General features: G+C 40.7%; 16 protein-coding genes and 1 other RNA gene. 14 read left to right on the top strand and 3 right to left on the bottom strand.

Annotated elements, in window-relative coordinates; all coding sequences use genetic code 11:
* Positions 1-150 precede the first annotated feature (150 nt).
* The 6 genes from lpxB to D0907_RS05700 all read left to right on the top strand — a co-directional run bounded on the left by lpxB (position 151) and on the right by D0907_RS05700 (position 8,147).
* Positions 151-1,308 (top strand): lipid-A-disaccharide synthase, encoded by a 1,158-nt coding sequence (lpxB, locus tag D0907_RS05675; protein WP_036969702.1) that lies wholly within the window; start codon positions 151-153, stop codon positions 1,306-1,308.
* On the top strand, positions 1,298-1,903 hold the full coding sequence (gene rnhB, locus D0907_RS05680; RefSeq protein ID WP_118844136.1) for a ribonuclease HII: 606 nt from the start codon (positions 1,298-1,300) through the stop codon (positions 1,901-1,903). Before lpxB ends, rnhB begins: the two co-directional genes overlap by 11 nt.
* Positions 1,903-5,394: a DNA polymerase III subunit alpha gene (gene dnaE, locus D0907_RS05685; protein ID WP_074988618.1), complete on the top strand. Its 3,492-nt coding sequence runs from the start codon at positions 1,903-1,905 to the stop codon at positions 5,392-5,394. Before rnhB ends, dnaE begins: the two co-directional genes overlap by 1 nt.
* Positions 5,395-5,410: 16 nt before the next feature.
* A complete protein-coding gene (accA, locus tag D0907_RS05690) occupies positions 5,411-6,367 on the top strand; it encodes an acetyl-CoA carboxylase carboxyl transferase subunit alpha (protein WP_036969697.1) in 957 nt (318 codons plus the stop codon).
* An 81-nt stretch (positions 6,368-6,448) separates the two neighbouring features.
* The gene (gene tilS / locus D0907_RS05695; protein WP_118844137.1) at positions 6,449-7,759 is read left to right on the top strand and encodes a tRNA lysidine(34) synthetase TilS; all 1,311 of its coding nucleotides are present in this window, start codon (positions 6,449-6,451) and stop codon (positions 7,757-7,759) included.
* Positions 7,752-8,147: a hypothetical protein gene (locus D0907_RS05700; protein ID WP_118844138.1), complete on the top strand. Its 396-nt coding sequence runs from the start codon at positions 7,752-7,754 to the stop codon at positions 8,145-8,147. Before tilS ends, D0907_RS05700 begins: the two co-directional genes overlap by 8 nt.
* A gap of 11 nt (positions 8,148-8,158) precedes the next feature.
* Here D0907_RS05700 and D0907_RS05705 read toward each other — a convergent pair whose 3' ends face one another.
* Positions 8,159-9,055 carry a GGDEF domain-containing protein gene (locus D0907_RS05705; RefSeq protein WP_118844139.1) on the bottom strand — a complete coding sequence of 299 codons (897 nt, stop codon included), beginning with the start codon at positions 9,053-9,055 and terminating at the stop codon, positions 8,159-8,161.
* Between the two features lie 139 nt (positions 9,056-9,194).
* Here D0907_RS05705 and D0907_RS05710 point away from each other — a divergent pair, with 139 nt between their 5' ends.
* On the top strand, positions 9,195-11,168 hold the full coding sequence (locus tag D0907_RS05710; protein WP_118844140.1) for a monovalent cation:proton antiporter family protein: 1,974 nt from the start codon (positions 9,195-9,197) through the stop codon (positions 11,166-11,168).
* Positions 11,169-11,176: 8 nt separating this feature from the next.
* Here the strand turns inward: D0907_RS05710 and D0907_RS05715 are convergent, their stop codons facing one another.
* On the bottom strand, positions 11,177-12,322 hold the full coding sequence (locus tag D0907_RS05715) for a patatin-like phospholipase family protein (RefSeq protein WP_036971648.1): 1,146 nt from the start codon (positions 12,320-12,322) through the stop codon (positions 11,177-11,179).
* Positions 12,323-12,461: 139 nt separating this feature from the next.
* On the opposite strand from D0907_RS05715, the gene D0907_RS05720 reads away from it, so the two are divergent.
* The 7 genes from D0907_RS05720 (at position 12,462) to D0907_RS05755 (ending at position 23,722) form a co-directional block, all read left to right on the top strand.
* The gene (locus tag D0907_RS05720; protein ID WP_118844141.1) at positions 12,462-13,325 is read left to right on the top strand and encodes a DUF3014 domain-containing protein; all 864 of its coding nucleotides are present in this window, start codon (positions 12,462-12,464) and stop codon (positions 13,323-13,325) included.
* A 136-nt stretch (positions 13,326-13,461) separates the two neighbouring features.
* Positions 13,462-13,558: signal recognition particle sRNA small type (gene ffs / locus D0907_RS05725), an RNA gene on the top strand.
* An 822-nt stretch (positions 13,559-14,380) separates the two neighbouring features.
* Entirely contained in the window at positions 14,381-17,329 is a 2,949-nt protein-coding gene (locus D0907_RS05735) for a SusC/RagA family TonB-linked outer membrane protein (protein ID WP_075594269.1), read from the top strand.
* Between the two features lie 27 nt (positions 17,330-17,356).
* The gene (locus tag D0907_RS05740; protein WP_075594270.1) at positions 17,357-19,069 is read left to right on the top strand and encodes a RagB/SusD family nutrient uptake outer membrane protein; all 1,713 of its coding nucleotides are present in this window, start codon (positions 17,357-17,359) and stop codon (positions 19,067-19,069) included.
* Positions 19,070-19,120: 51 nt separating this feature from the next.
* A complete protein-coding gene (locus D0907_RS05745) occupies positions 19,121-20,458 on the top strand; it encodes a sugar porter family MFS transporter (protein WP_075594271.1) in 1,338 nt (445 codons plus the stop codon).
* Positions 20,445-22,454 (top strand): glycoside hydrolase family 32 protein, encoded by a 2,010-nt coding sequence (locus D0907_RS05750; RefSeq protein ID WP_118844143.1) that lies wholly within the window; start codon positions 20,445-20,447, stop codon positions 22,452-22,454. The genes D0907_RS05745 and D0907_RS05750 overlap by 14 nt, the downstream gene beginning before the upstream one ends.
* Before the next feature lie 62 nt (positions 22,455-22,516).
* Positions 22,517-23,722: an oligosaccharide MFS transporter gene (locus tag D0907_RS05755; RefSeq protein ID WP_118844144.1), complete on the top strand. Its 1,206-nt coding sequence runs from the start codon at positions 22,517-22,519 to the stop codon at positions 23,720-23,722.
* Here D0907_RS05755 and D0907_RS05760 read toward each other — a convergent pair.
* The gene (locus D0907_RS05760; RefSeq protein ID WP_075594274.1) at positions 23,703-24,698 is read right to left on the bottom strand and encodes a LacI family DNA-binding transcriptional regulator; all 996 of its coding nucleotides are present in this window, start codon (positions 24,696-24,698) and stop codon (positions 23,703-23,705) included. The two genes, D0907_RS05755 and D0907_RS05760, sit on opposite strands and share 20 nt — an antisense overlap.
* Positions 24,699-25,950 lie beyond the last annotated feature (1,252 nt).

Here is a 25,950-nt window from a genome sequence, read left to right on the forward strand (position 1 = left end):
TTGTTTTTATCTATTTTATAAACGGCTTTTAGAGCAACTTTTAATCGCAATTTTAATTTCTAGTATTTATTAACTCTGTGACATTTATCCGATTGCTAAAACACGGTAAACTCATTTTTATTAGTGCAGAAAGTTGCGAATTATCAACGAATGAAAGAACAAACAAAGCCGTTACGTATTGCCTTGGTGGCAGGTGAGTTATCAGGTGATATTTTAGGTGAAGGGCTCATTAAAGCACTTAAAGTACGTTTCCCAGATGCTATTTTTGAAGGAATTGCAGGGCCGCGTATGCAAGCTGCGGGTTGTACAACGTTATTCGATATGGATGAGTTGTCGGTAATGGGGCTGGTTGAAGTGTTGGGGCGCTTACCGCGCTTATTAAAAATTCGCAAACAGCTCGTGCAACATTTTATAGATAATCCGCCTGATGTGTTTATTGGTATCGATGCGCCAGACTTTAATTTACGTGTTGAAAAGCCGCTAAAAGAAGCGGGTATCAAAACAATTCAATATGTGAGCCCCTCTGTTTGGGCGTGGCGTGAAAAGCGTATTCATAAAATCAGCGCAGCAACTAATTTAGTGTTGGCTTTATTACCATTCGAAAAAGCATTTTATGACAAACACAACGTGCCTTGCACATTTGTTGGTCATACGCTGGCTGATGATATTGCGCTGGAGCATGATCAGAGCAAAGCGCGTAATGCACTCGGTTTATCAGATTCAGACAAAGTATTGGCGCTTTTACCGGGCAGCCGAGGCTCAGAAGTGGGTCTTTTGAGTGACACTTACATTCAGACCGCCGCTAAACTACAGGCAGAAAACCCAGCACTGAAAATAGTGGTACCACTCGTTAACGAAAAACGAAAAACTCAGTTTTGTGACATTCTAGAAAAAACAGCCCCTCATTTAAAATTACAGTTACTCGACGGCCAGTCAAATCTTGCTATGCAAGCTGCCGATGCGATTTTACTTGCCTCAGGGACCGCTACATTAGAAGGCATGCTCTATAAAAAGCCAATGGTAGTAGGGTATAAAATAAAGCCAATGAGCTATTGGATATTTAAAACGCTGTTTACCTTTAACATCAAGTACTTTTCGCTACCGAATTTACTGGCCGATGAAGAGCTTGTCCCCGAGTACCTACAAACAGAATGTAATGTTGATAATTTAACAAATGCACTCACACCTATGTTAAATTCAGATAATAGTGAACTAAAAGCACGCTTTTTAGCGATTCATAAAGAAATTAGGTTAAATGCCAACGAACAAGCTGCAACAGCAGTCGCGGAGTTACTAAATGCAGATTGATCGACCACATGTAAATTATATTGCCGGTGTTGATGAAGTAGGACGTGGCCCGCTCGTTGGTGACGTAGTAACCGCCGCGGTGATCCTCGACCCTACAAAACCGATTGTGGGACTTGCCGACTCAAAAAAATTGTCGGATAAAAAACGCCAACTTTTAGCCGCAGAAATCAAAGAAAAAGCCCTGTGTTATGCCATTGGTCGTTGTAGCCCAAGCGAGATTGACGAGCTTAATATTTTACATGCCACTATGCTGGCAATGAGCCGTGCGGTTGAAGGACTCAGTGTAAAACCTGAGTTTGTATTTATTGACGGTAATCGCGTTCCTAGCCAATTAACCATACCTGCGCAAGCGGTAGTTAAAGGCGACAGCTTAGTGGAAGAGATTTCGGCTGCATCAATTCTTGCGAAAGTGGCCCGAGACGACGAAATGATTGAACTCGATAAACGCTATCCAGAATACGGCTTCGCAGGACATAAAGGTTACCCAACCAAAGCGCATTTTGCTGCACTAGAACAGTATGGTGCTATTAATGAGCATCGCAAAAGCTTTAAACCTGTGCAGCGCATTTTGGCGTCAAAAGGAGAGCAACGCTAATGCCTGCGCCGCAATTTGTTCATTTACGTGTTCATTCTGATTTCTCAATGGTGGATGGCCTCGCAAAAACAAAACCAATCGTTGCCAAAGCAGAAGAGCTACAAATGCCAGCGCTGGCCATAACAGACCAGATGAACTTATGTGGTTTGGTGCGTTTTTATGGGGCTGCACATGGCGCTGGAATTAAGCCAATTGTGGGAGCTGATTTTTGGTTACGAAGCCCAGAATTCGAAGATGAACCATGCCGAATAACTATTTTAGCCAAAGATAACGAAGGCTATAAAAACCTCACGTTATTAATCTCTAAAGCGTATCAACGCGGGCATGTTTTTCATCGTCCCGTGATTGACCGTGAATGGCTGGTGGGGCTCAAAAATGGCCTCATAATTTTATCAGGCGCAAAAGATGGCGATTTAGGCAAAGCATTACTTAAAGGCAATGCCGGCCTGATTGAGTCGGTGGTGAGTTTCTATAAGCAACACTTTAGTGACCATTATTATATTGAGCTTATTCGGACTGAGCGCCCATTTGAAGAAGATTACCTTCATTTAGCGGTAGAATTAGCAAGCCAAGAACAACTGCCCGTGGTGGCCACTAACGAGGTGGTGTTTTTAAAACCTGAAAACTTCGAAGCCCACGAAATTCGTGTTGCAATTCATGATGGTTACACCCTTGAAGATAAGCGCCGACCAAAACGTTTTTCTGATCAGCAATACCTAAAAACAGCTGAGCAAATGGCTGAGCTCTTTAGTGATATTCCTGAAGCGCTCGAAAACACCGTTGAAATTGCAAAACGCTGTAACGTAACCGTACAGTTGGGCACCTATTTCTTACCCGATTACCCAACGGGCTCGCTCAAAATCGATGAATTCTTAGTTAAAGTATCGAAAGATGGTCTTGAAGAGCGATTGCAGTTTTTATTCCCCGATGAAGAAGAGCGAAAAGAAAAGCGCGTAGAATACGATGAGCGCTTACAAATCGAGCTCGATGTAATTAACCAAATGGGGTTCCCGGGTTACTTCTTAATCGTAATGGAGTTCATCCAGTGGAGTAAGGATAACAATATTCCAGTGGGACCGGGACGTGGCTCGGGTGCGGGCTCGTTGGTTGCATATGCACTTAAAATTACCGACTTAGATCCGCTTGAATTTGACTTACTATTCGAACGTTTTTTGAACCCTGAACGTGTATCCATGCCCGACTTTGACGTTGACTTCTGCATGGACAGACGTGATGAAGTGATTGATCACGTATCGGCATTGTATGGCCGCGACGCGGTATCGCAAATTATCACCTTTGGGACCATGGCTGCAAAAGCGGTTATTCGTGATGTGGGGCGTGTACTTGGCCACCCTTATGGGTTTGTCGATCGCATATCAAAACTAGTCCCTGGCGACCCCGGTATGACGCTTGCGAAAGCGTTTGATGTAGAACCGCGTTTACAAGAAGCCTATGACGGTGACGAAGAAGTAAAAGAGCTTATCGACATGTGTCGCATTCTTGAAGGGTGTACACGTAATGCCGGTAAACACGCAGGGGGGGTGGTAATTTCACCCACCACGATCACCGATTTTGCTGCACTTTATTGCGACGATGAAGGCAAGTTCCCGGTAACTCAATTTGACAAAAATGACGTTGAAACCGCAGGCTTGGTTAAGTTCGACTTCTTAGGTTTAAGAACATTAACCATCTTGCAATGGGCGCTCGACATGACCAACGAGCGTTTAGCGCGCGAAGGTAAAGACCCCGTTGATATCAATGCTATCCCGCTTGATGATAAACCCAGCATTGACTTATTGCTCCGCGCTGAGACGACCGCGGTTTTCCAGCTAGAATCGCGCGGCATGAAAGACCTTATTCGTCGTCTAAAACCCGACTGCTTTGAGGATATGATTGCACTCGTGGCATTATTCCGACCGGGTCCACTGCAATCAGGCATGGTAGATAACTTTATCGACCGTAAGCATGGGCGTGAAGAAATATCGTACCCCGATGTACAATGGCAACATGAAAGCTTACAGCCAATATTAGAGCCGACCTACGGCATCATCCTGTATCAAGAGCAGGTAATGCAGATTGCGCAGGTACTGGCAGGCTATACCCTTGGTGGCGCAGACATGCTTCGCCGTGCAATGGGTAAGAAAAAACCTGAAGAAATGGCCAAGCAGCGTTCAACCTTCGAAGAAGGTGCAGAAAAGAACGGTATTGACGGCGAACTAGCGATAAAAATCTTCGACTTGGTCGAAAAGTTCGCAGGTTACGGCTTTAACAAATCTCACTCCGCTGCTTATGCATTGGTGTCGTATCAAACTCTGTGGATGAAAACGCATTATCCGGCCGAGTTTATGGCGGCCGTAATGTCGGCTGATATGGATAACACCGATAAAATTGTTACCTTGGTCGACGAATGTGAAAACATGAAGTTAACCTTGCTACCGCCTGATGTAAATGCGGGTGAGTACAAGTTTACGGTTAACTTAAAAGGCCAAATTGTTTACGGTATTGGTGCGATTAAAGGGGTGGGTGAAGCCCCAGTAGAAGCCATTTTAGAAGCGCGTAAAGAAGGCGGCCCGTTTAAAGACTTATTTGATTTTTGCGCTCGCGTTGATTTAAAACGTTTAAATAAACGCGTAGTAGAAAAACTTATTTATGCGGGGGCGCTGGATCAGTTAGGCCCTGATAAAACACAGCCTGGTCGCGCAACATTGTTAGCTAGTTTAAAAGATGCCATGCGAGCGGCAGACCAGCACCATAAAGCGGAGTCGCTTGGTCAGGCTGATTTATTTGGTTTATTAGCCACAGAGCCAGACGAAGTTGAACAAGCCTTTATTAAAGCCCCAGACCTTACGGATAACGAATGGTTAGACGGTGAAAAAGAAACGTTAGGGCTGTATTTAACGGGCCACCCGATTAATCAGTACCGAAAAGAGCTTAAATATTATACTTCGGGGCGTTTGGTTGATTTGCAGCCAACGAATCGCGATGTGCAGTCAACCGCTGCAGGCTTAGTCATTGCGGCGCGTACGCTCATAAATAAAAAGGGAAATCGTTGGGGTCTTGTAACTTTAGATGACAAGAGTGCCCGTATTGATGTACGCTTATTCCCAGAACAGTTTGAAATGTACCAAGATATGCTGCAAGTTAACAATATCTTGGTAATATCTGGACAGGTCAGCTTTGATAACTTCTCCGGTGGCATTACAATGACCGCCAGAGACATATGCACCATTGCTCAAGCGCGAGAAAAGCGTATAAAAGCGATTAAAATGACGCTGAATATGGTGCAGATCGAGGCGAACTTCTTCGATAATTTACAAAAAGTGCTTGAACCTTATAAGTTTGGCACGTGTCCTATTAAAGTATTCTATCAACGTCCTGATGCGTTGGCTGAGATTACGTTAGGAACCGAATGGTGTGTTACGCCTAGTGATGACTTAATTCACAAGTTATCACTGATGGCGGCGCAAGATGTAGAACTAGAATTTAATTAATTAGGTAGTTTAGAGCATGAGCCTCAATTATCTTGATTTTGAGCTTCCAATCGCAGAATTAGAAGCAAAAATTGAAGAGTTACAAAATGTAAGCCGCGCTGGCGAATTAGACCTTGGATTAGAAGAGGAAGTCAGTCGATTAAAAGAAAAAAGCGCTGAAATGAAAGAGAAAATTTTCTCTGAGTTAGGTGCTTGGCAGGTTTCACAGTTAGCCCGTCACCCGTTGCGTCCTTATACTCGTGATTACATCGAGCGCATTTTCACGGAATTTGACGAACTAGCAGGTGACCGTACTTTTGCTAACGATCCCGCTATTTTAGGCGGTGTTGCGCGTTTTGAAGGCCAACCAGTCATGGTTATTGGTCAGCAAAAAGGGCGTGATACAGCTGAAAAAATCAAACGTAACTTTGGTATGCCAAAACCAGAAGGCTACCGTAAAGCATTACGTTTAATGGAAATGGCTGAGCGTTTCAAAATGCCTATCATGACATTTATCGACACGCCGGGAGCATACCCAGGTGTTGGCGCAGAAGAACGTGGTCAATCAGAAGCGATTGCACGTAATCTTAAAGTGATGGCTGCATTAAAAGTACCGACGATCTGTACTGTTATTGGTGAAGGTGGTTCGGGTGGGGCATTGGCAATAGGCGTGGGTGACCGCGTAAACATGTTGCAGTACAGCACTTACTCAGTAATTTCACCAGAGGGTTGTGCATCAATCCTTTGGAAGAGTGCAGATAAAGCGCCTATCGCTGCAGAAGCAATGGGTGTAACAGCTGCACGTGTTAAAGAACTAGATTTAATCAACAACGTGATTGAAGAGCCGCTGGGTGGCGCACATCGTAACTACGATGCAATGGCGCGTAACCTTAAAAATCAACTAAAGCGCGATTTAGCTGATTTACAAGGCTTGTCACTTGATGAAATGCTTGATCAGCGTTACAAACGTTTAATGTCGTTTGGTTATTGCTAATTAGCATAATGATGAAAAAGCCGCTTTTGCGGCTTTTTTTGTTTTATAATACAACGCAATTTATTTTAAGCGTGCCAGTCGATGTTAACTTTGCCACTTTATACCGATTTTCGTAAAGAACTTGAGCCTTTAATTACAAAGGGGCACAAGGCGTATACTGTTGCCTTGTCTGGTGGTGTCGACTCTGTGGTGCTTTTGCATTTAATGGCTGAATTACACCGTGAAAATACGGCACTGAGTGTAGATGCTGTGTATGTAAATCATGGCTTGAGTGAATATGCAGGGCAGTGGCAATCATTTTGTGAAACGTTATGCAGCTCTCTTGCAGTGCCATTTAAAGCAATAAAAGTGAACATTGAAACACAAGCACGAACCAGCCTCGAGGCGCAAGCCCGAGACGCACGCTATGATGCGCTCGATACGCATAGTCCAAAAGGCAGCGTGTTGTTACTAGGTCAGCATTTAAATGATCAGCTTGAAACGTTCTTTTTGCGCCTAAAGCGTGGCTCAGGCTTGCAAGGGTTAAGTGCAATGCAGCAGCAAAGAGTGTTGTCATCTGGGCGTGTTTGCTTTAGACCCTTGCTTAATGTGACACGCCAGCAAATAGAGCTATTTGCTGAACAGCGTGGAATTCAACATATTACAGATGACTCAAACAGCGACGAGCGCTTTGACCGTAATTTTTTACGTCATCAGGTGATCCCCGTTTTAAACGACCGCTTTCAGGGCTTTGAGAAAAGTGCTGCGCGCAGTATTCGCTTATTACAGCAGCAACAATCACTGTTAGATGAATACACAGAAACAGACCTTGCGCACTGTCAAAATAAACACGGCGGTTTAAGCTGTTGTGCGGTTGAAGGTTTTTCTGATACGCGTAAAGCAAACCTTGTGCGCGCGTGGCTCAAGCAATTTACACATCAAATGCCCTCTGAAAATCAGCTTAAGCAAATTATTGAACAGGGCTTAAACGCACAGGCCGATGCCCAATTAAAAATCTGTTTAGCGAGCGGACAAGTTCGTCGCCATCAACATTACTGGTATTTCGTTACAGAACAGCCAATACCCAAATCATGTGATATAAATCTTGAAACCGTAACCTTATCGGATGGCCGAACTTTAAGATTTAAAACAGGTAAAGGAATTCGATTGCCAACGGCTGATGAGCAGGTGAAAGTGGTGTTTAATTGCCCGCAAGCGCGCATAAAGCCGCTTAAAAAGCCGGGGTCAAATACGCTCAAACATTGGTTTAAAGATGCGAAGGTCGCTCCTTGGGTTCGTGCACAAGTGCCGCTTATTTTTTATAATGATCAGCTTGTTCAAGTGGTTGGCTATTTTATCAGTGCTACGCACAGTTCAGATGAAGGCATTTTTTGGGAGAGTGAAAATGAGTGAACAGGCTCATGTTGGTTTATCGCTAGTTAATAAAGCACCGCTGGGTTTTATTGTGTCGATTATAGTTGCGGTTATTGCCGGTTTTTTGTTTGCTGAGCTTGAAATGAGTACCTTGTTTTATGCACTAGCGGGGGGCGTTGCGTGCTCGTTATTGCTGTTAGGGTATTGGTCAGGCAAAGGCGGCGTGTTTTTTATTTTAGGGGTGTTAACACCCCTCGCTCTCGTGGTTGTGTCGCCATTAACGACCATGGCAGCTTTACTTTATTTACTGAGCGGTTTTTTTTCAGGTTTTTGGTTGGTATTACTCGGTTATAAATTGGCTACAAAAAAGCCGAGCGGGGAAGCTAGGCTTTTCGTAACGATATTTGCGTATTGTTTTGCGCTTTAAAAATGTGACTTTTAGTACGCTTTTGCGCAGTTTCTACCCGCGGCTTTAGCACGGTATAGGCCTTTATCTGCGCGGGCAAACACTTCATTTTCGCAGTCTTGGTTATTCGCAAGCGTAAACCCTATGCTCGATGTTACAGCGTATTGGGCCATTAAGCTTGATTGCGAGACTAAACGCATAACGCGATCTGCGATGACTTTGTTAGTGGTAAATTCAGGGTCGTCAATTAACAGCGCAAATTCATCGCCACCAAAGCGAAAAATTGAATCTGTGCCTCGTACACAGTTACGTAAAACGTTAGCAAATTCTTGTAGTACGTCGTCGCCAATTTTATGACCGAAATTGTCGTTCACTTGTTTAAAGTTGTCTAAATCGAGCAACATTAAGCTAAATGGACGATGCTGACGGCGACAACGCTCTAGTCTTTGTGCCAAGCTGTCATTAAATTGACTACGGTTATTTAACCCCGTTAGTGCATCTTTTGTTGCCAAGCGTAATACACGTGTGTACATAATTGCATTACGAAGCGGGTAAACAAGCGCAGCATGTAATTGCTGTAGTTTGGTTTCGATAGCTTGCCCCATAGGAAATTGGCTAAAATAAATTAGCTGACCTAAACGCTCACTTTCTAAATCTAAATCAAACGAGTAGGGAGTGTGCGTGGTATCGCTGTCAACACTTTCAGACACACCCAAAGCCGATTGAAACTGCAACCCAGACAAATTGATGAGCTGTTTTGCATGCTCGGCAAAAATAGTCAAAATCCCCTCAATAGACAGGGTTGTTTGTAACTTTGTCACTAAGTCATGTGTATTGTGCTGTTCACTTATTCGGTAACGTTCTGCCGAAAACGGCATAAAGTCGCCTCTTGCAGTCACTCGCTGCGTCAAAATATGGACATTTTCCATGATTGTTCTCCCCCCGGAGTGTTAGATACTCCTTAATAAAGCGAAATTTGTGCCACTTTTTTAAACTGGCTGAAAAACATATGGTTGCTATATTTAAACGAGGGTTCGGCTTTATCATTAAGTAGAAGGAGGTAATTGCTTGCAAAATGTGCTGATTCAAGCCTTTGGGTTACTCGTAGCTGCGGTCATTTTTGTTTGGTTTTTCAAGCGAATTGGCTTACCTCCTATCCTGGCGTACCTCGCAACGGGTTTATTAGCGGGGAGTCATGGCATTGGCTGGATGGCACAAAGCCACGAAATGCACTTTGTAGCTGAGCTAGGCATTGTTTTTTTACTGTTTAGTTTAGGGCTTGAGTTTTCAGTACCGCGCTTAATGGCAATGCGCAATATTGTATTTGGCTTAGGGTCACTGCAAGTGGTGATCACAAGCCTAGTGTTCATGTTGATTTTACTGTTACTTGAGTACAGCCTACTTAATAGCTTTACGATTGCGAGCTTAATGGCTTTATCATCAACGGCAGTGGTCGTGAAGTTACTCAAAGAATCAGGTGAGTTAAATCAGCGGCGTGGTCAGTTAGCAATTGGCGTGTTGTTGTTTCAAGATATCGCTGTCGTGCCCTTACTAATTATTTACCCCTTACTTGCTCAAAGTGGCTCTGATGAAATTGTTGGCGCACTTGCCTTTGCATTAACCAAAGGTGCTTTTGTGTGTATTTTGTTATGGGCAATAGGCAAGTGGGTACTGCCTAAAGTCTTTAGAGAAATAGCGCTTGTTAGAACCGACGAGCTCTTTGTGCTCACCACATTGTTAGTGGCATTGTTTGCAGCCGGTTTAACGTATTTGTTTGGTCTTTCTATGGCGCTTGGAGCGTTTTTGGCTGGTATGATGCTCGGTGAAAGCCAGTATCGTCACCAATTAGAAGCCGATATTAGACCGTTTCGCGATATTTTAATGGGGCTGTTTTTTGTTACCGTAGGAATGCAATTAGATATTTTGTATGTGTTGCAAAGTTGGTATTGGATTATTGCGGTATTAGTCGGTTTATTATTTTTTAAAATTGCGGTTCTGGCTATTTCTGCACAGCTTATAGGCGAGCGAAAGCAAGATGCCGTTGCAGCAGGTATTATGCTGTGGCAAATGGGCGAATTTGGCTTTGTGTTGATTGCACTCGCTTCACAGCATTTATTGATAAGCTCAGAGCAAGCCTCATTTTTAATTGCGGTAGGCGTGTTGTCTATGGCACTGACCCCTTACCTTATTGAAAAAACACCTGTTTTACTAAAGCGTTTGGGTTTGCTTTCTCAGCCAGGGCAGTATTGGCAACAGCCAGCGAATAGCAGCCCCTTGTATCATAACCATGTTGTTATATGTGGGTTTTCGCGGGTAGGGCAAACAATCGCTCGCTTTTTAAAGCCCGAAGCCATTGAGTACGTTGCAATAGAAAGCAACCCCATTTTATTGCAAGAAGCAAAAGCCGCAGGTGAGCCAATTATATTTGGTCATGTAAAACAAAAAGATATTTTAAAATCTGCAGGGGTTGAACGTGCTCGTTTAGTGATCATAACGTTTACAGACTTTGAGCAGACGCAAGTCGTGGTAGATGCGATAAAACAAATTGCACCCACCGTGAAGATACTCGTACGTATGCGTGACGACTCTCAGCTCGAAACCCTAAAAGAGTTAGGTGTCACAGAAGTAGTACCAGAAACCCTTGAAGCAAGTTTAATGCTCGTATCACACGTACTGTATATGTCGGGTGTACCAATGACCCGTATTATTCGCAGAGTGAGCAAAGAGCGCCGCAATCGTTATCAGTTTTTAAATGGATTTTTTACCGGTGATAAACTCGACAGCGAAGAAAGCAGCTCAGACCGATTAGAGTACTTACATGTTATCGCTTTACCTGAACACGCATTCGCTGTGAATCACATGATAAGCGAACTTAAGCTTGAGCAGCGCCGAGTATCAGTTCGTGCATTACGTCGTCAAGACCGTGAAATAGAATCGCCCTCAGAGCAAACGGTTTTGCTCGCCGGTGATATTTTGGTATTGCAAGGCAAACCACGCAGGGTAGAGCGCGTTGAACGCTTTTTACTTGATGGATTAGACTAACAGATCAGTTACTCTAATTCTAAAAATTTCCGTATTTCTGGCAGTTTTTTAAGCCCATCTTGATAACCAATCTCGATCAATTTTTGGGTGTAACGTTTTTCGAATAACAAGTAACTCGTTAAACTGGATTGAGAACGTTTTTTCACCCCGATCATGCGCAGCAACACTTTAATAGCTAATGGCATATCATCGTAATACTGCGCAGCAATCATATTAAAGTTTTGTGATGGATTGATAATACAGGTTTCAATTTGTTTCAGTTCTTGGTGCTTGTCACGCGCTGGTAATAACCCAAGCGTACGATTAATACGCTGTAAACGTTCTAAATCAGACTGCAATGTGTCGGTAAAAACACTATCTAACAGGTGACCTGCAATATTAGACAGTCCCGGATAGTGGGGTTGATAACCAGGTGGGTGCAACTCTTTGGGTGCATCGACACCAATAATAAATATTTTTTCAGCCCCTAAATGCACAGAAGGACTTAACGGCGACAATTGGTGAATTGAACCATCGCCAAAGTAATGGTTGTACACATTAACACTTGGAAACACCATTGGAATGGCACTGGATGCCATTAAGTGTTCAACATTAATGCGGGTCGCTTGTCCCTCGCGTTTAGCTCGCTGCCAAGGCTGTTGGGTTAACGACTGAAAAAACGCCACAGAGTCACCCGTTGTATAACTAGAGGCTGTGATTGATACCGCATCAAGGTAGTTTTTGTGAAGATTACGCTCAATGCGTGCTAAATCGAGTATCTCGTTAAGCAGCTTTCTTAACGGTTGATTATTTAACAAGCTTGCGGGTGGGTGGTTAATATGTTCAGACTGAAAGCTCGTTAAAATATTGCGAGTGAGGTGTGAAAATACACTTAAAAAATCACTTTTATAAACTTGCGAGGTGGAAAAATTGCGCCATACCCATTCAAGCTTTTTACTTGCTAAGTGAGCACAAGAAGCATAACAGGCAAGCGCAGCGGAATTAATTGCGCCGGCTGATGTCCCATTAATAATGGTAAAAGGTAAAGGCGCAGTACGAGGCATACTTTGTGTGATGGCTTTAAGCACACCCACTTGATAAGCCGCTCGGGCACCACCACCTGTTAATAATAAAGCGATTTTTGAGTGTTGTGTTTTTTTTAACTTACTGCTCATGGTTGCATTTAAATCGTTGTGCGTCTTTACTTTATTTATCAACTGTAAGTCTTTAAGCTAGAAGAAGCAAAGTTTACCTTACTGGTAATATTAATTTTGTCGTGTTTTTTTGTCTGTTTTTTATATTAAGGGAGTGTGTATGTCAGAGCATTCGTCAGATACCGAATTAGAAAAGCGTCCTGGGAATAACAATCTCATTTTTGCAGTTGTTATTGTTATTATTGTAGCCTGTGTTGCGGCGTTTATTTTTTTACAGCCAGACGACAAACCGACGCAAGTAGTCGAAGACGTTGTTATCGAAGAAACGCCAATGGCTGAATATAACGAGCCAGCGCCAGAACCCGTAGTAACAGAGCCAACCCCAGACCCTGTTGCGGTTGAACGCCCAGAGCAACGAGCTGTTGAACCTGAGCCAGAGGTTAAGCCTTTGCCTACATTAAACGACAGTGATGAGGTCGTGGTGGCCCGAATGGATGAATTATTAACAGATCAAGTCATGAGTTTAATGGTGACCGATGATCTTATTCGTCGTGGTGTGGTTTATGTTGATAACCTAGCCAAAGGCAAAGTTGCATTGAGCCATGCGCCCGTTGAGCGCCCTAAAGAGTCATTCATGGTTATCGAAGGGGATATTTTAACGATTGACCCAAATAGTTATGAGCGTTACACCCCGTATGTAAAATTATTTACCAGCTTAAGTGCTGCACAAGCGATTCGTATTTATGACGAATACAAACCGCTTATTAATGAAGCATACGCAGAAATTGGTTATCAAGGTGATGCCTTTACGCAAACACTTGAAGAAGCGATTGATGTACTACTCGATACCCCAGAACCCAAAGGTGATATGCCGTTAGTGCGTAACTCAGTGACTTATCAATATGCTTATTCAGAGTGGGAAAACTTACCCGATGCGCAAAAACAATTATTGCGTATGGGCCCAGAAAATATGAAAAAAGTAAAAGCAGCATTGCGTAACATAAAAGCTGAACTTGAAAAGTAAGTATAAAAGCCCCTAAATACAGTGCGATTGTATACCAAGTATGCAATCGCACTTTCTTTTTCGAATACCCCTTGAATAACGAGCCAAAAGTAGAGATAATCCCTCCCGCGCCAAACAAGGCCCTCAATGGTAGTCTTATTGGTCCTCTCGCAACACTAGCAGGTGAACCTGGTCAGGCCCGGAAGGGAGCAGCCACAGCGTGTGACGTGTGTGCCGAGATGTGGCTGGTAAGACTGCCACCCAAATTCTTCTTGGGTGTCGTTTGAAGTAAAAAATGACATAAATTGAAAGTATAAAGTGACATGGCTTTGTACTTAACTAAGTACTAAATAAGTAGTACTTAACTAAATAGAACTTAACTAAGTACTAAATAACTCATTCACATGTACAGAAAAAATAAAACACCGCCTGTTAAATCCTCCAGTAAGATATAAACAAAAAATAAATCTAGCTATTTAGTTGAATCACTTTTAGAGTTTGATACGTGTTTTATACCAATCCGCAAAAATACTTAATCATTTTGAGTGATCAAACCAGTCGCTACCTGCGTTAAAAATTTCTGATTTAGAACAACTAAATAACTAAATTTTTGCCTTGTTATCAACGCGGTTTTATTGCCTCAAAATAGACCACTTAATTAAGCGGAATGGTATTAATTATGAGTTTTCGTTATCAACACCCGAAATTGAAGCCCAACTCTCAAACTCCACTGTTGCCGGCTAGTGTGTATCACTCATTATGATATTTTTAAAAATATATTTAAATCAATCTCTTATATAAATAGAAAACTGATCTTCGAGACTTTTTTACTCAATGTGCACTGTTTTGTCAGCCAACTTAAACATATTTATTTCAATTAAGAGTGTAAAAAAAATGTTGATCAACGTAATTTTTTTAGCTATAAAGACAACGTTGTTTAAATCGTTTTCAACATAATAATTAACATTACACATTGTGACTGCAATAAGCCTAGCTAATAAGCTGGGCTTTAAAATAAAACAAAAAGACAACGTTGTTTATTTGCAGGAGCCTTTCATCTATAACGAGGACACACCATGCGGAGATACCATAAAAGTCAGCTCGCGCTATGTATTCAGGCACTTTTGTTCGGTTCAATATTATTACCTAAAGTGACAATAGCGGCTGAAGAAGCCCAAGAAGATGTAGCAAAAAAAAGTAGCGGCATTGAAGTAATCGAAGTTTCTTACGGTTACGGTAGCGTCAAAAAAGAAGATCTTACAGGTGCTGTAAGTACTGTGGAACTTGAAGATGTTGCTGATTTACCAGCTGGTAACATCATGCAAAACCTTCAGGGTCGAGTTCCAGGTCTTCAAATAACAACCAATGGTTCTCCCGAATCGACGGCGACAGTTAGAATTCGAGGTCAAGGACTAGGCCCGCTTGGTAATAATGACCCTTTATACGTAGTAGATGGTATTCCAACTAAATCGGGAATGCATGAATTGAATTCGCATGATATTGCCGATATTCAGGTTTTAAGAGATGCTGCAGCGGCTAGTATTTTTGGCGCGAGATCGGGCAATGGTGTCATCGTTATTACAACAAAAAAAGGCCAAGAAGGACTGAATTTTGATTTCTCATTCAATCAGTCATACGATGATTTTGACTATGATTTAAATCCTTTAAATACTCAGCAGCGTGGTGAAGCAGTGTGGAGAGCAGCAGTGAATGATGGCTCTGATCCAAATGCCGCAAGCCCGCTATATAGCTTTGATTGGAACGGTGATTTTAATAATCCACAATTAAATGGCATTTCTCTTCCAACATATACCGATCCTAATCAAGTCCAGCGTCCTGCAGATACAAATTGGTTCAATGAGGTAACTCGTTCGGCAAAGGTTACGGATATTAACTTTTCCTTATCTGGTGGGTCAGATCGTGCGTCTGTATATAGCTCATTAGGTTACTTCAATTCTGAAGGTGTTGTAGATGGCTCTGAGTTCGAACGTATTAATTTTCGTGTAAATTCAGAATTTCAAGTCACTGATAAGCTAAGAATAGGTGAAAACTTCACAATCACCAATCAGGAATCAAATTTAGTTAATACATTGGCGGGACAAATCTTGGGCTTAGCTATTGAGCAACAATCAATAGTACCAGTTTATAACGATGAAGGCGGTTGGGGTGGTCCTGTTCCAGGTGTAACGGATCGTGATAATCCCGTTCGCATTATTGAAATGAATCGAGATAATGTCAGTCGCTTTAATAAAGTGATGGGTAATATCTTTGTAGAGTATGAGCCGGTCGAAGATCTAACTTTGAAAAGCTCATTAGGCATCGATTATGGCCAGTATTATTTTAGAAACTTCACGCGTGCATTTCAGGCTGGCTCTTTAAATTTTGGTGATCAGTTATCTGTTACAGATAATTGGAATAGAAGTATTACTTGGACTAATACGGCTGAATATAAGTTCGATATTAATGACCTACACCAATTTACGGTGCTAGCAGGTACTGAACAAATAGATTATGAGTATGAGGGTGTAGTTGGTTTTGGCTCTGGTTTTGCTTCAGATGAACGAAACTATGCTCATTTATCCCAAGCAACAGGTGATGTGCGTGTTGAGGGTGATGGTGATAAATGGTCTTTAAATTCATATTTTGCACGATTGGATTATAACTACGATAATCGATATCTTGCTGGGTTGACTATTCGTAGAGATGGCTCTTCTCGCTTCGGTAGTAATAATCGGTATGGTAATTTCCCTGCTATTTCAGCAGGTTGGGTGGTAAGCAATGAATCATTTTATGATTTAGAGTTTTTATCAACACTTAAGTTTCGTGCCAGTTGGGGTAAAACAGGTAATCAAGAAATCCCTACAGATGCGACATATACAACCTATTTAAGTCGCTATGCAACTCAATCTTTATTTACAGACCGCCAAGATGAAGGTACTGCGTACGATATAACTGGTGCAAATGGCGGCAATTTACCATCTGGGTTTGTCAAAGCGCAAACTGGTAATCCTGATTTGAAGTGGGAGACATCGACTCAAACTAACTTTGGTATCGATTTTGGTATGCGGTATGACACCATCTACGGAAGTCTAGATTGGTTTGAGAAAACAACCGATGACATTTTAACCCTAACTAATCCGATTGCTACGCTAGGTGAAGGTGCCCAAAAATGGGTTAATGGTGGGACAATTGAGAACTCAGGTATCGAGTTTATCGTTGGATATGCAGATTATTTGACGTTTGACAGTTTAGACGGTGATATTGATGTTGATGTTAGTTTTAATGTGTCATCAGCTAAAAATAAAGTGGTGTCTCTTCCTGAAGATGTTGTGAATTCTTTTGGTGGTAATGGAACGGATAAAACTATTTTAGGGCACTCAATTAACTCTATTTATGGGTATGTAGCTGATGGCTTATTTCAAAGTCAAGCGGAAATAGATGCGCATGCTACTCAAGCTGGAGCTGGTTTAGGCCGTGTTCGTTGGAAAGACCTTGATGGAAATGGGGTCATTGATGAAGATGACCAAATGTTCTTTGCAGATACAGATCCAGATTATACCTACGGCTTTAATTTAAGTCTTAAATATAAAAATTGGGACTTCAACATGTTTTGGCAAGGCGTTGAAGGCGGTCAAATCCGTAACGGTTGGAGAGGGTTTACGGACTTCACATCATTAAATATCGGTTCAAATTACGGTGACCGTGTACTAAATGCTTGGACAGTCGATAACACAGACTCAAATGTACCCGCTCTCACGCTTATTGATAATAACGGTGAAGGACGTCAATCAAGTTTATTTTGGGAAGAGGGGACTTATTTAAAGCTGCGTAACCTGTCGATTGGTTACACCCCTGACGAGCAGTGGTTAAACCAATACGGTATATCTTCTGCCCGTATATATCTGCAGGGAAGTAATTTAATCACTATTACGCCTTCAGGTACTTTAAGTCAGGATCCTGAAACACCTGATGGCAATTTCCCTATTCCAAGACGTATCACACTTGGCGTGAACCTTTCATTTTAATTACTGGCAACAATAAGAGTACAAACTATGAATAAATTAACCACCATGTTTGCTGCCACAGCATTTACTCTCGCTCTCGCCTCATGTGGAGGAGCCGATTTAGACACTCCTCCTTCTGGGGTTTTGACTGAAGATCAAGTCTCGACAACAGATAACGTTGACTCTTTGATCATCGCAGCGTATTCGTATTTAGGAAATGACCATTATACCGCGCCAAATTTCTTATGGCCTACTGGCAACTTACGAGCTGGAGATGCGCATAAAGGAGGGAATGGCCCAGGTGATATTTTTGCTTATCACGCATTATCATTATATCAACCGATAGTACCTGATATGGAGTCTTTCCCGCCTGATTTGATTGATTTAAATAATAAAAAATGGACACGTAATTATACCGGTATTTCACGGACAAACGCAGCACTGCAGGTGATTGCTAATGCTGCTGCTGATGCTGTTGATAATCGAGAAGCAAAGCAGGCTGAGTTGCGTTTTATCCGCGGTATTTTTTATTTTGACTTAAAGATTCACCATAAGTTTATTCCTTGGATTGATGAGTCGATGACTCAAGAACAGATATTAACAGCGACTAACCGTGACTTTAGTGATCAAGAGTTATGGGACAAAATTGCTGCTGATTTCGAATTTGCAGCGAACAACTTACCAAACATTCAAGAGGATGTTGGTCGTGCTTCCGCACTCTCTGCAAAAGCGTATTTAGCAAAAACTCTTTTATATCAAGCGTATGAGCAAAATGAAAAACATCAAGTAGTCAAAATAAATCAGCAAAAGTTAGAACGAGTTGTGAACTTAGTTGATGAAATTGAGCAGTCTGGTGTTTACGGCTTATTTGATGATTATGCAGATAATTTTTTATTTGAAAGTGAAAATGGTATTGAATCTGTATTTGCCATCCAACGCTCTTTAAATGACGGCTCTCCTGATGGTCGTGGTAGTTGGCCTAGTGCGTTGAATGCGCCAATGGCCGGTGGTTTTGGTTGTTGTGGTTTTCATGTGCCAACAGAAAACTTCGTTAATGTATTTAAAACAGATCAGCAAGGCTTGCCTATGTTCGATACATACAATGACATGAACTATGACATGACCCTTGATGCTGTAGACCCTCGTCTTGATCATACGGTCGCGATGGAAGGAAAACCATTCAAATATGATGAAGACCTGATTCATGGTGGTGATAGCTGGGCTAGAGCGCCAGGGATTTATGGAAACTTCACTGCTATGAAAGACCTTGAGCATCCACAGTGTAGCTGTCGTGGTGAAAATGGTCCATTTCCAATATTTTCATTGAATACACCGCTAATTCGATACTCTGATGTTTTGCTTTGGAAAGCTGAGGCATTAATTGAATTAAACCGTCTTGATGAAGCATTAGTGATTATTAATCGTATCCGATCTCGCGCTAAGCAAAGTACTGCAAAGCTGCACAACGCGAGCATTTATAACATTGGCCTATATGACGAGTTTTTAACCCAAGAGCAGGCCCGTAAAGCATTACGTTTTGAACGTCGCTTGGAATTAGGGTTGGAAGGACATCGATTCTTTGATCTTGTTCGATGGGGAATTGCTAAAGAAACGATAGATAAGTACTTATCTGTTGAGGCTGTTCGTAAGCCATATTTAGTTGAAGCGTTATTCACAGCAGGAAAGCATGAGTATCTACCTATTCCAAATCAGCAAATGATTTTGAGTGGTGGTTTATACGTTCAAAACTCAGGGTATTAACGTGAGTGGGCGAAAGCCCACTTAACTGTTGATTCATAAGAAGAAGTTGTTATGAAAAAAATTATTTATTGGTCTATTACTGTTGCTGTAGCTGGTTTTTTATTCGGTTTTGATACCGCTGTAATTTCAGGTGCAGATAAACCTATCCAAGCACTGTGGGAAACGAGTTCGCTGTTTCATGGTTTATTTATTATGTCTTCGGCATTGTGGGGCACTTTACTAGGTGCACTGATGGGTAATTACCCATGTGATAAGTTAGGGCGTAAGCCAACACTTGTTTTGGTGGGAATACTATTCTTTATTTCTGCTTTAGGTTCTGCTGTCGCGCCTGATCCATATAGCTTTGCGTTGTTGCGTTTTATTGGTGGTGTGGGAGTGGGAATTTCCTCTATTGTTGTCCCTGCCTATATTTCTGAAATTGCCCCTGCAAAATTTAGAGGACGTCTTGTTGCGCTCTATCAGTTTCAAATTGTATTTGGGATATTGATTGCGTTTGTTTCAAATTTTTTAATATCGGGTACATCATCAATTGATTGGCGATTAATGTTGGGTGTTGAGGCTATTCCAGCATTGATCTACTTAGTCATGATATTAAAAGCGCCTGAAAGCCCTCGTTGGCTTGTGCAAAAAAAGCGTGAGAACGACAAAGCACGTCAAATTTTGGTGAATCTTGGTGAAGAGAATCCCGATATAGTTTTGAATGCTATTGAGCAAGATCACAAACAGCACAAAGAAACAAAACTGTTTGGTGGAACTTATAATAAAGCAGCATGTTTTGCGTTTCTATTTGCGGCTTTTAATCAACTTTCAGGTATTAACTTTATTATCTATTATGCTCCACGAGTATTTGAATTAGCAGGTTTAGATGTCGATCAATCACTACTTTCGGGTGCAGGGATCGGGATTGTTAATTTGTGTTTTACGATGTTAGGTTTGTCATTGATCGATAAGTTTGGTCGTAGAGCACTTATGTTTATAGGCTCATTTGGCTACGTTATATCTCTTTCTGTAGTTGCATGGGCATTTAGCTCTGGTTCAGGTGGTTTTACAGTCGTTGCATTTGTCTTCATTTTTATTGCTGCTCATGCAATTGGACAGGGGACTGTTATTTGGGTTTTTATTGCAGAAATATTTCCAAATAAAGTTCGGTCAAAAGGGCAATCACTCGGCTCAGGAACGCACTGGTTCTTCGCTGCAGCTATCACATTATTAATGCCTTTCTTTTTGGAGCAATTCACTGCATCTGAAGTATTTACTTTTTTCACCGTCATGATGCTAGGTCAGCTCATTTTTGTTACTTGGTTTATGCCTGAAACAAAAGGGCGTGCTTTAGAAGCTATTTCAATTGATACAGATAATAAACACGGAGTTTTAAATGCGAGTCGTTAACTTAATCGTAATTTCATCATTTATGGCAGCATGCGGCATGACAGATAAAGTACAAAAAACGGGCGTTGATCTAGTGGCAAATTCAGCTGCAGAAGCATTTCGCCCCGCCTATCACTTTACACCTCCTCAAAATTGGATGAACGATCCGAATGGAATGGTGTACTACAAAGGCGAATATCACTTATTTTATCAGCATAACCCAAATGACACTGTCTGGGGGCCTATGTATTGGGGCCATGCTATAAGTAAAGATATGGTTAATTGGGAGCATCAGCCAATTAAACTATTTCCTGATGAGCATGGCACTATTTTCTCAGGCAGTGCAGTCATTGACTGGCAAAATACAAGTGGTTTAGGCAGTAAAGAAAATCCACCAATGGTTGCAATTTTTACCTACCATAACGAGGAAAAAGCCAAAGCAGGTGATATCGATTTTCAAACTCAAGGTATTGCCTACAGTTTAGATAAAGGCCGAACTTGGACTAAGTATGAAGATAATCCAGTATTAAAAAATCCAGGCATTCGTGATTTTCGCGATCCTAAAGTGAGCTGGGACCTACAGACAAATAGCTGGATAATGGTATTAGCACAAGACGATCATATTGGTTTTTATTCATCGAAAGATTTAAAAAATTGGCAGCAGGAAAGTACTTTCGGCGCTGATTGGGGAAGTCATGCTGGTGTATGGGAGTGTCCTGATCTAATACGAGTTAGAATTGAAGGAACGGATAAATATAAATATGTTTTACTTGTAAGCATAAACCCTGGGGCACCAAACGGAGGTTCTGGTACACAGTACTTTGTCGGTGACTTTGATGGTAAAAAGTTTGTTTTGGATAAACAGTACCAATCGATGCTGAAATCAACTCCAGCGACATTCCCAGAAGGTCTGAGTTTTAGTGATTTCGAAAAGGGAATTGAAAGTTGGAACGTAACAGGTGATGCATTTCACGTTGAACAAGGAGAGCAATCTATAGTTAGCTCATTTAATGGCACGGACGAATCAACAGGGAGCATGTTATCACCAGCTTTTGACATTAATAAACCATTTATAAATTTTAAAATTGCAGGCGGTAAACACCATAATAGAACAGCGGCACAACTGATTATTGATAATAAAGTTGTTCGCACTTCAACTGGAAATAACTCCGGAAATTTATTAGAGAAATCTTGGAGTGTCAGTGAATTCGAAGGTAAGAGCGCTCAAATTAAAATTGTAGATAATGAAATATCTCATTGGGGACATATTAAAGTCTCTGACATTATATTTTCAGAACACGCAGCAAATACTAAAATCGAACCATCCGTATGGTTGGATTATGGTACAGATAACTATGCTGGCGTAACATTTGCTGATGTGAAGGATGATCGTCATTTGTTCATGGGATGGATGAGTAATTGGCAATACGCTAATACTGTACCTACAGAGTCATGGAGAGGTGCAATGACAATCCCAAGAGAGTTGAAGCTTTTACAAACAAATGAAGGACTACGAGTGGCGTCTGTTCCTGTTAAAGAGCTTGATACATTATTAAGTGGTGAACAAAAACAAGCTATCCTTGAAGGGCGAAAAAGTTATGCTTTACATGAGCTTTTTAAAATTGCTTCTGGGCAGTTTAGGGCGCAATTCGGTGCAAATAGCAAAAACCAAGAGCTTATAGAAATTAAGTTAAGTTCGATTAACCAAGAAAGTGTAAGCATACTGCTGAATCCAAAAACAGGCCTCGTTTCTCTAGATAGAAGTAAATCGGGTTTAAGTGATTTTGATCAAGAATTTACGCGTTTACAAAAAGCGCCGGTGATTGCTAATCTTGAGAATTATCAATTTGATATTTGGGTTGATAAAGGCTCAATAGAGGTGTTTATCAATGATGGACAGACAACATTGACATCTGTTGTGTTTCCAACTGAACCATATAGTCAGCTGTCCATTTTGAGCTCACAAGAACTTACTTTAAATGATGTAAGCGTCACTAATATTTCAGTCACCAAGTAACTTAACCATTCTATCGACCTTATAGTAACATAAGGTCGATAGATTTTAAGGCGTAATAAGTTATGGGTCGCAATTACGGGCTATTAAGTGCCATATTTTTCGTTTATTTTATAGCGTGGTCGTTTTCCTTTTCATTGTACCCAATTTGGTTGAGTCAAGAAGTAGGCCTCAATGGCGAGCAGGTAGGGATCGTGTTTAGTGTGAATGCGCTTACTGCTTTAGTTATTATGCCTTGGTACGGTTATATTCAAGATAAGCTTGGATTAAAAAAAGGTTTATTGTATTTCATAGCAATCGCAATGATTTTACTTGGGCCATTTGTTAACTTAATTTACGAACCTTTCCTTAAATCTCATTTTTACTTGGCTGTTTTTATTGGAGGGGCTTTTTTTTCCCTCATATTTCTTGCAGGTGTGGGGGCATTAGAAAGTTATATAGATAAACAGAGCCGAATTGTTCAATTCGAGTTTGGTAAAGCTCGTATGTGGGGGTCATTAGGATGGGCCTTCGCAAGCTACTTTGCCGGACTGTCGTTTAATATCACGCCAAGTTTAAACTACTGGTTAACAAGCATTGCTGCAGTCTGCTTTTTAGTTTTGCTAAAATTCGTAAAAGTAACAACAGATGATGTTCAATTAAATAGTTCTCCGAGTCTTTTAGAAAACAAAAGGATTTTGTCGTTTTTTAAAGTACCGGGGCTTTGGCGGTTGAGTACGTTTGTTATTGGGGTAACGTGTATTTATGCTGTTTTTGACCAGCAATTTGCTATTTATTTTACAACATTTTTTGAGGACCGTAACACAGGAAGAGAATACTACGGCTATTTGATGTCTGCGCAAGTTGTCTTTGAAGCACTCTTTATGTTTCTAGGGGTGAAATGGGTTAATCGTTTAGGAATTAAACGTGCTTTGTTATGCAGTGGTGTACTTATGGCTATCCGTATCTTCCTTTCAGGAATTGTTGCTGATAGTTATAGTATAAGCCTGCTTAAATTATTGCATGCCGTCGAACTTCCATTGATGATTATAGCAATATTTAAGTATATTAATATGCATTTCGAAGCTCGATATTCTGCTATGATTTATATGATTGGTTTTCAGTTTACGACTCAGTTTATGGCCTCAATTCTTGCAATAGTAGCTGGGGTGCTCTATGACCAAATAGGATATGCTCAAACTTATCGTTATTTGGGCTTCCTTGTAACACTATTTCTAATAATCTCTTACTTTACTCTTGCACATGATAAACCTAAAAAGAGTTGCGACTAATTAACTCAAAGGGCAAGTGGTGATGCACAATATCGCTACGCTGATCTATTAAATATTCCATTGCCCATTTACCCATTGCGTAGTGAGGTAATGCCATTGTTGTTAAGGTTGGTTTCAATAATTCAGGGATATCACCCCAGTTATCGAAACTAGCGATACCAATGTCTTTGCCTATTTCCATACCTTTGTCATGTACAATAAAGTAAATCTCAATAGCCATAGGGTCTTGGCCACAGATAATTGCATCTGGTTTAAATTCATCAATAATCCTTGACGCGGCAACTCTAGAATTTGAAACTTCACTTCCATCGGGCTGACAGTGAATAACAGATTCAATAAGTAAATTAGATAAAGGCAGGTTATGGCTTTTGAATGCACTAATAACGCCTTCTTTACGGCCTTTTGCAGCTACAATATCTTCGTTTAAGTTTAGAAATGCGATACGCTTATATCCCTTACGAATCAGAGCGGAAGTAATCTCTTCACCTGCTTGTTTTTCATCTGGTACTACACAAGGAAAAGTTGATGTTTTAGGGAAGCAATTAGCTAAAATTGTAGGTATCCCCTTTAGTTCATCCGCCATAGAAACTTCGCGGTGATACATTGCAGAGTAAATAACACCTTCAACCCTGTATTCAAACAAACTTTCTATCGCCTTATTTATACTTGCTTGGGTTTCATTGACATTGAGTATCAGCAATTCTTTATTCTGCTGCCAAGCAACCTCTTGAGCACCACGAATCATATCGAAAGTGTAAGGAATATTTAGTAATTCATCCGCAATAATGGCGTAAATGTTAGATTTTTTTCGGCGTGTTAAGCTTGCAGCTCTATTTGGCCTGTAACCTAACTCTTTAATGGATTTTAATACTTTCTCTCGGTTGATACTTTTCACAGTAGGATCATTGTTCACTACCCTAGAAACTGTCTTAAATGATACACCTGCATGAGTAGCAACTTGTTTGATAGTAACCATCGTAACTAGTTTATTCCTTTTGTACTAAAATATCTTTTGTAAATCTCAGGGGGTATGATCTTACTACATTTATAGAACTTACCATCGTAGTAAACTAATGGATTAACGTTATTTTTGACATAATTTATTTCTTCAGTATACCTAATAAATCACTATTTTGAAGCTGTTGTATTCAGATCTAAAGTGAATGATAGCGTTTATTTATAGAAGTAAATCATATCTTAAGTGATTACTAGGCTATCTATCTTTAAAGTTAACTTAGACTACAACGTTCACTATTTTAGCGTAAGAGGGTCTTAATGTTTGTCCCTTTTGTAAGTTTGTTAGCTCATTCTCTCAATTTAAGGTGGAAATTTTGAGAGTGTAAAAAGAACAACATTAGTTTTTCAACAGATTAAAGGCTGGAGTGGTATAAGAATCTAGTAAACCTTGGGGGATATTTATATGAAAAACTGAATAATAATCTTAGTGTCATCCACCTTTTTGTGTACATGCTCTTTAAGGGTAGGGGGTTGGTTTTAAGGAATAATATGTATTGGTTTATCTGCTTACAAGTCGAGTTAGTTTTAGGTTTTATCTGGTACGCAACTAAGAGCGAATTTGAGACTTTTGACTAAAGTCAAAAACGTGGCAACAACTTATATTATTTGATACATGTACATCAATCACTAAAAGTGAGCACGAGTGTGTAGAAAAATATATTACCTGTTCGCTATAAACATGACATTTTTTAGCGCATATGAGTAACTACAAAATATTTTTTGAATTTCAGCGACCTTGGTTTCTCAGCGATTTAACAACTAGAAAAAACAGCCTTGAAGGGGAGTTGGCACTCTGTTTTCAAGTTGAGTGTGATAATGAATCCAAGACTATAGAAATAGAGGGCTTGGATGATCTAGATCTAGTTTCTAACCTACTTCAATCTGAGAAAGTAATCATATCCCAAGCACTAAACTCACAAAGAGAGTATGGAACGATTCGTGTTGAGTGTTGGATTGATGGTAGTTATTCAGAATTTTGGTGCAATAAAATAAAGTAGAGCTGACATCTTTGTTTGCTTCAACCTCAGTTATTTATGGCTCTTAAACACACGCTATTTTTTAAAACGGTTACTTAAAGGTTATCGTTTTTATCCTCGATATTTAATTTTAATAACATACATAAGGTTATTTTAAGTTTAATAAATTACAGTTAAGTGCAAGCAAAGTAGTAAGCAAGAAAGTAGTAAACAAAAAAGTTAAAAGTAACTCAT

The sequence above is a fragment of the Pseudoalteromonas lipolytica genome (assembly GCF_003515105.1).
GTDB classification, from domain to species: domain Bacteria; phylum Pseudomonadota; class Gammaproteobacteria; order Enterobacterales; family Alteromonadaceae; genus Pseudoalteromonas; species Pseudoalteromonas lipolytica.

What these genes read in the sequence shown, in the direction of transcription:
- lpxB (WP_036969702.1), top strand. Translation starts at nt 151, where the DNA reads ATGAAAGAACAAACAAAGCCGTTACGTATTGCCTTGGTGGCAGGTGAG.
- rnhB (WP_118844136.1), top strand. Translation starts at nt 1,298, where the DNA reads ATGCAGATTGATCGACCACATGTAAATTATATTGCCGGTGTTGATGAA.
- dnaE (WP_074988618.1), top strand. Translation starts at nt 1,903, where the DNA reads ATGCCTGCGCCGCAATTTGTTCATTTACGTGTTCATTCTGATTTCTCA.
- accA (WP_036969697.1), top strand. Translation starts at nt 5,411, where the DNA reads ATGAGCCTCAATTATCTTGATTTTGAGCTTCCAATCGCAGAATTAGAA.
- tilS (WP_118844137.1), top strand. Translation starts at nt 6,449, where the DNA reads ATGTTAACTTTGCCACTTTATACCGATTTTCGTAAAGAACTTGAGCCT.
- D0907_RS05700 (WP_118844138.1), top strand. Translation starts at nt 7,752, where the DNA reads ATGAGTGAACAGGCTCATGTTGGTTTATCGCTAGTTAATAAAGCACCG.
- D0907_RS05705 (WP_118844139.1), bottom strand. Translation starts at nt 9,055, where the DNA reads ATGGAAAATGTCCATATTTTGACGCAGCGAGTGACTGCAAGAGGCGAC.
- D0907_RS05715 (WP_036971648.1), bottom strand. Translation starts at nt 12,322, where the DNA reads ATGAGCAGTAAGTTAAAAAAAACACAACACTCAAAAATCGCTTTATTA.
- D0907_RS05720 (WP_118844141.1), top strand. Translation starts at nt 12,462, where the DNA reads ATGTCAGAGCATTCGTCAGATACCGAATTAGAAAAGCGTCCTGGGAAT.
- D0907_RS05735 (WP_075594269.1), top strand. Translation starts at nt 14,381, where the DNA reads ATGCGGAGATACCATAAAAGTCAGCTCGCGCTATGTATTCAGGCACTT.
- D0907_RS05740 (WP_075594270.1), top strand. Translation starts at nt 17,357, where the DNA reads ATGAATAAATTAACCACCATGTTTGCTGCCACAGCATTTACTCTCGCT.
- D0907_RS05745 (WP_075594271.1), top strand. Translation starts at nt 19,121, where the DNA reads ATGAAAAAAATTATTTATTGGTCTATTACTGTTGCTGTAGCTGGTTTT.
- D0907_RS05750 (WP_118844143.1), top strand. Translation starts at nt 20,445, where the DNA reads ATGCGAGTCGTTAACTTAATCGTAATTTCATCATTTATGGCAGCATGC.
- D0907_RS05755 (WP_118844144.1), top strand. Translation starts at nt 22,517, where the DNA reads ATGGGTCGCAATTACGGGCTATTAAGTGCCATATTTTTCGTTTATTTT.
- D0907_RS05760 (WP_075594274.1), bottom strand. Translation starts at nt 24,698, where the DNA reads ATGGTTACTATCAAACAAGTTGCTACTCATGCAGGTGTATCATTTAAG.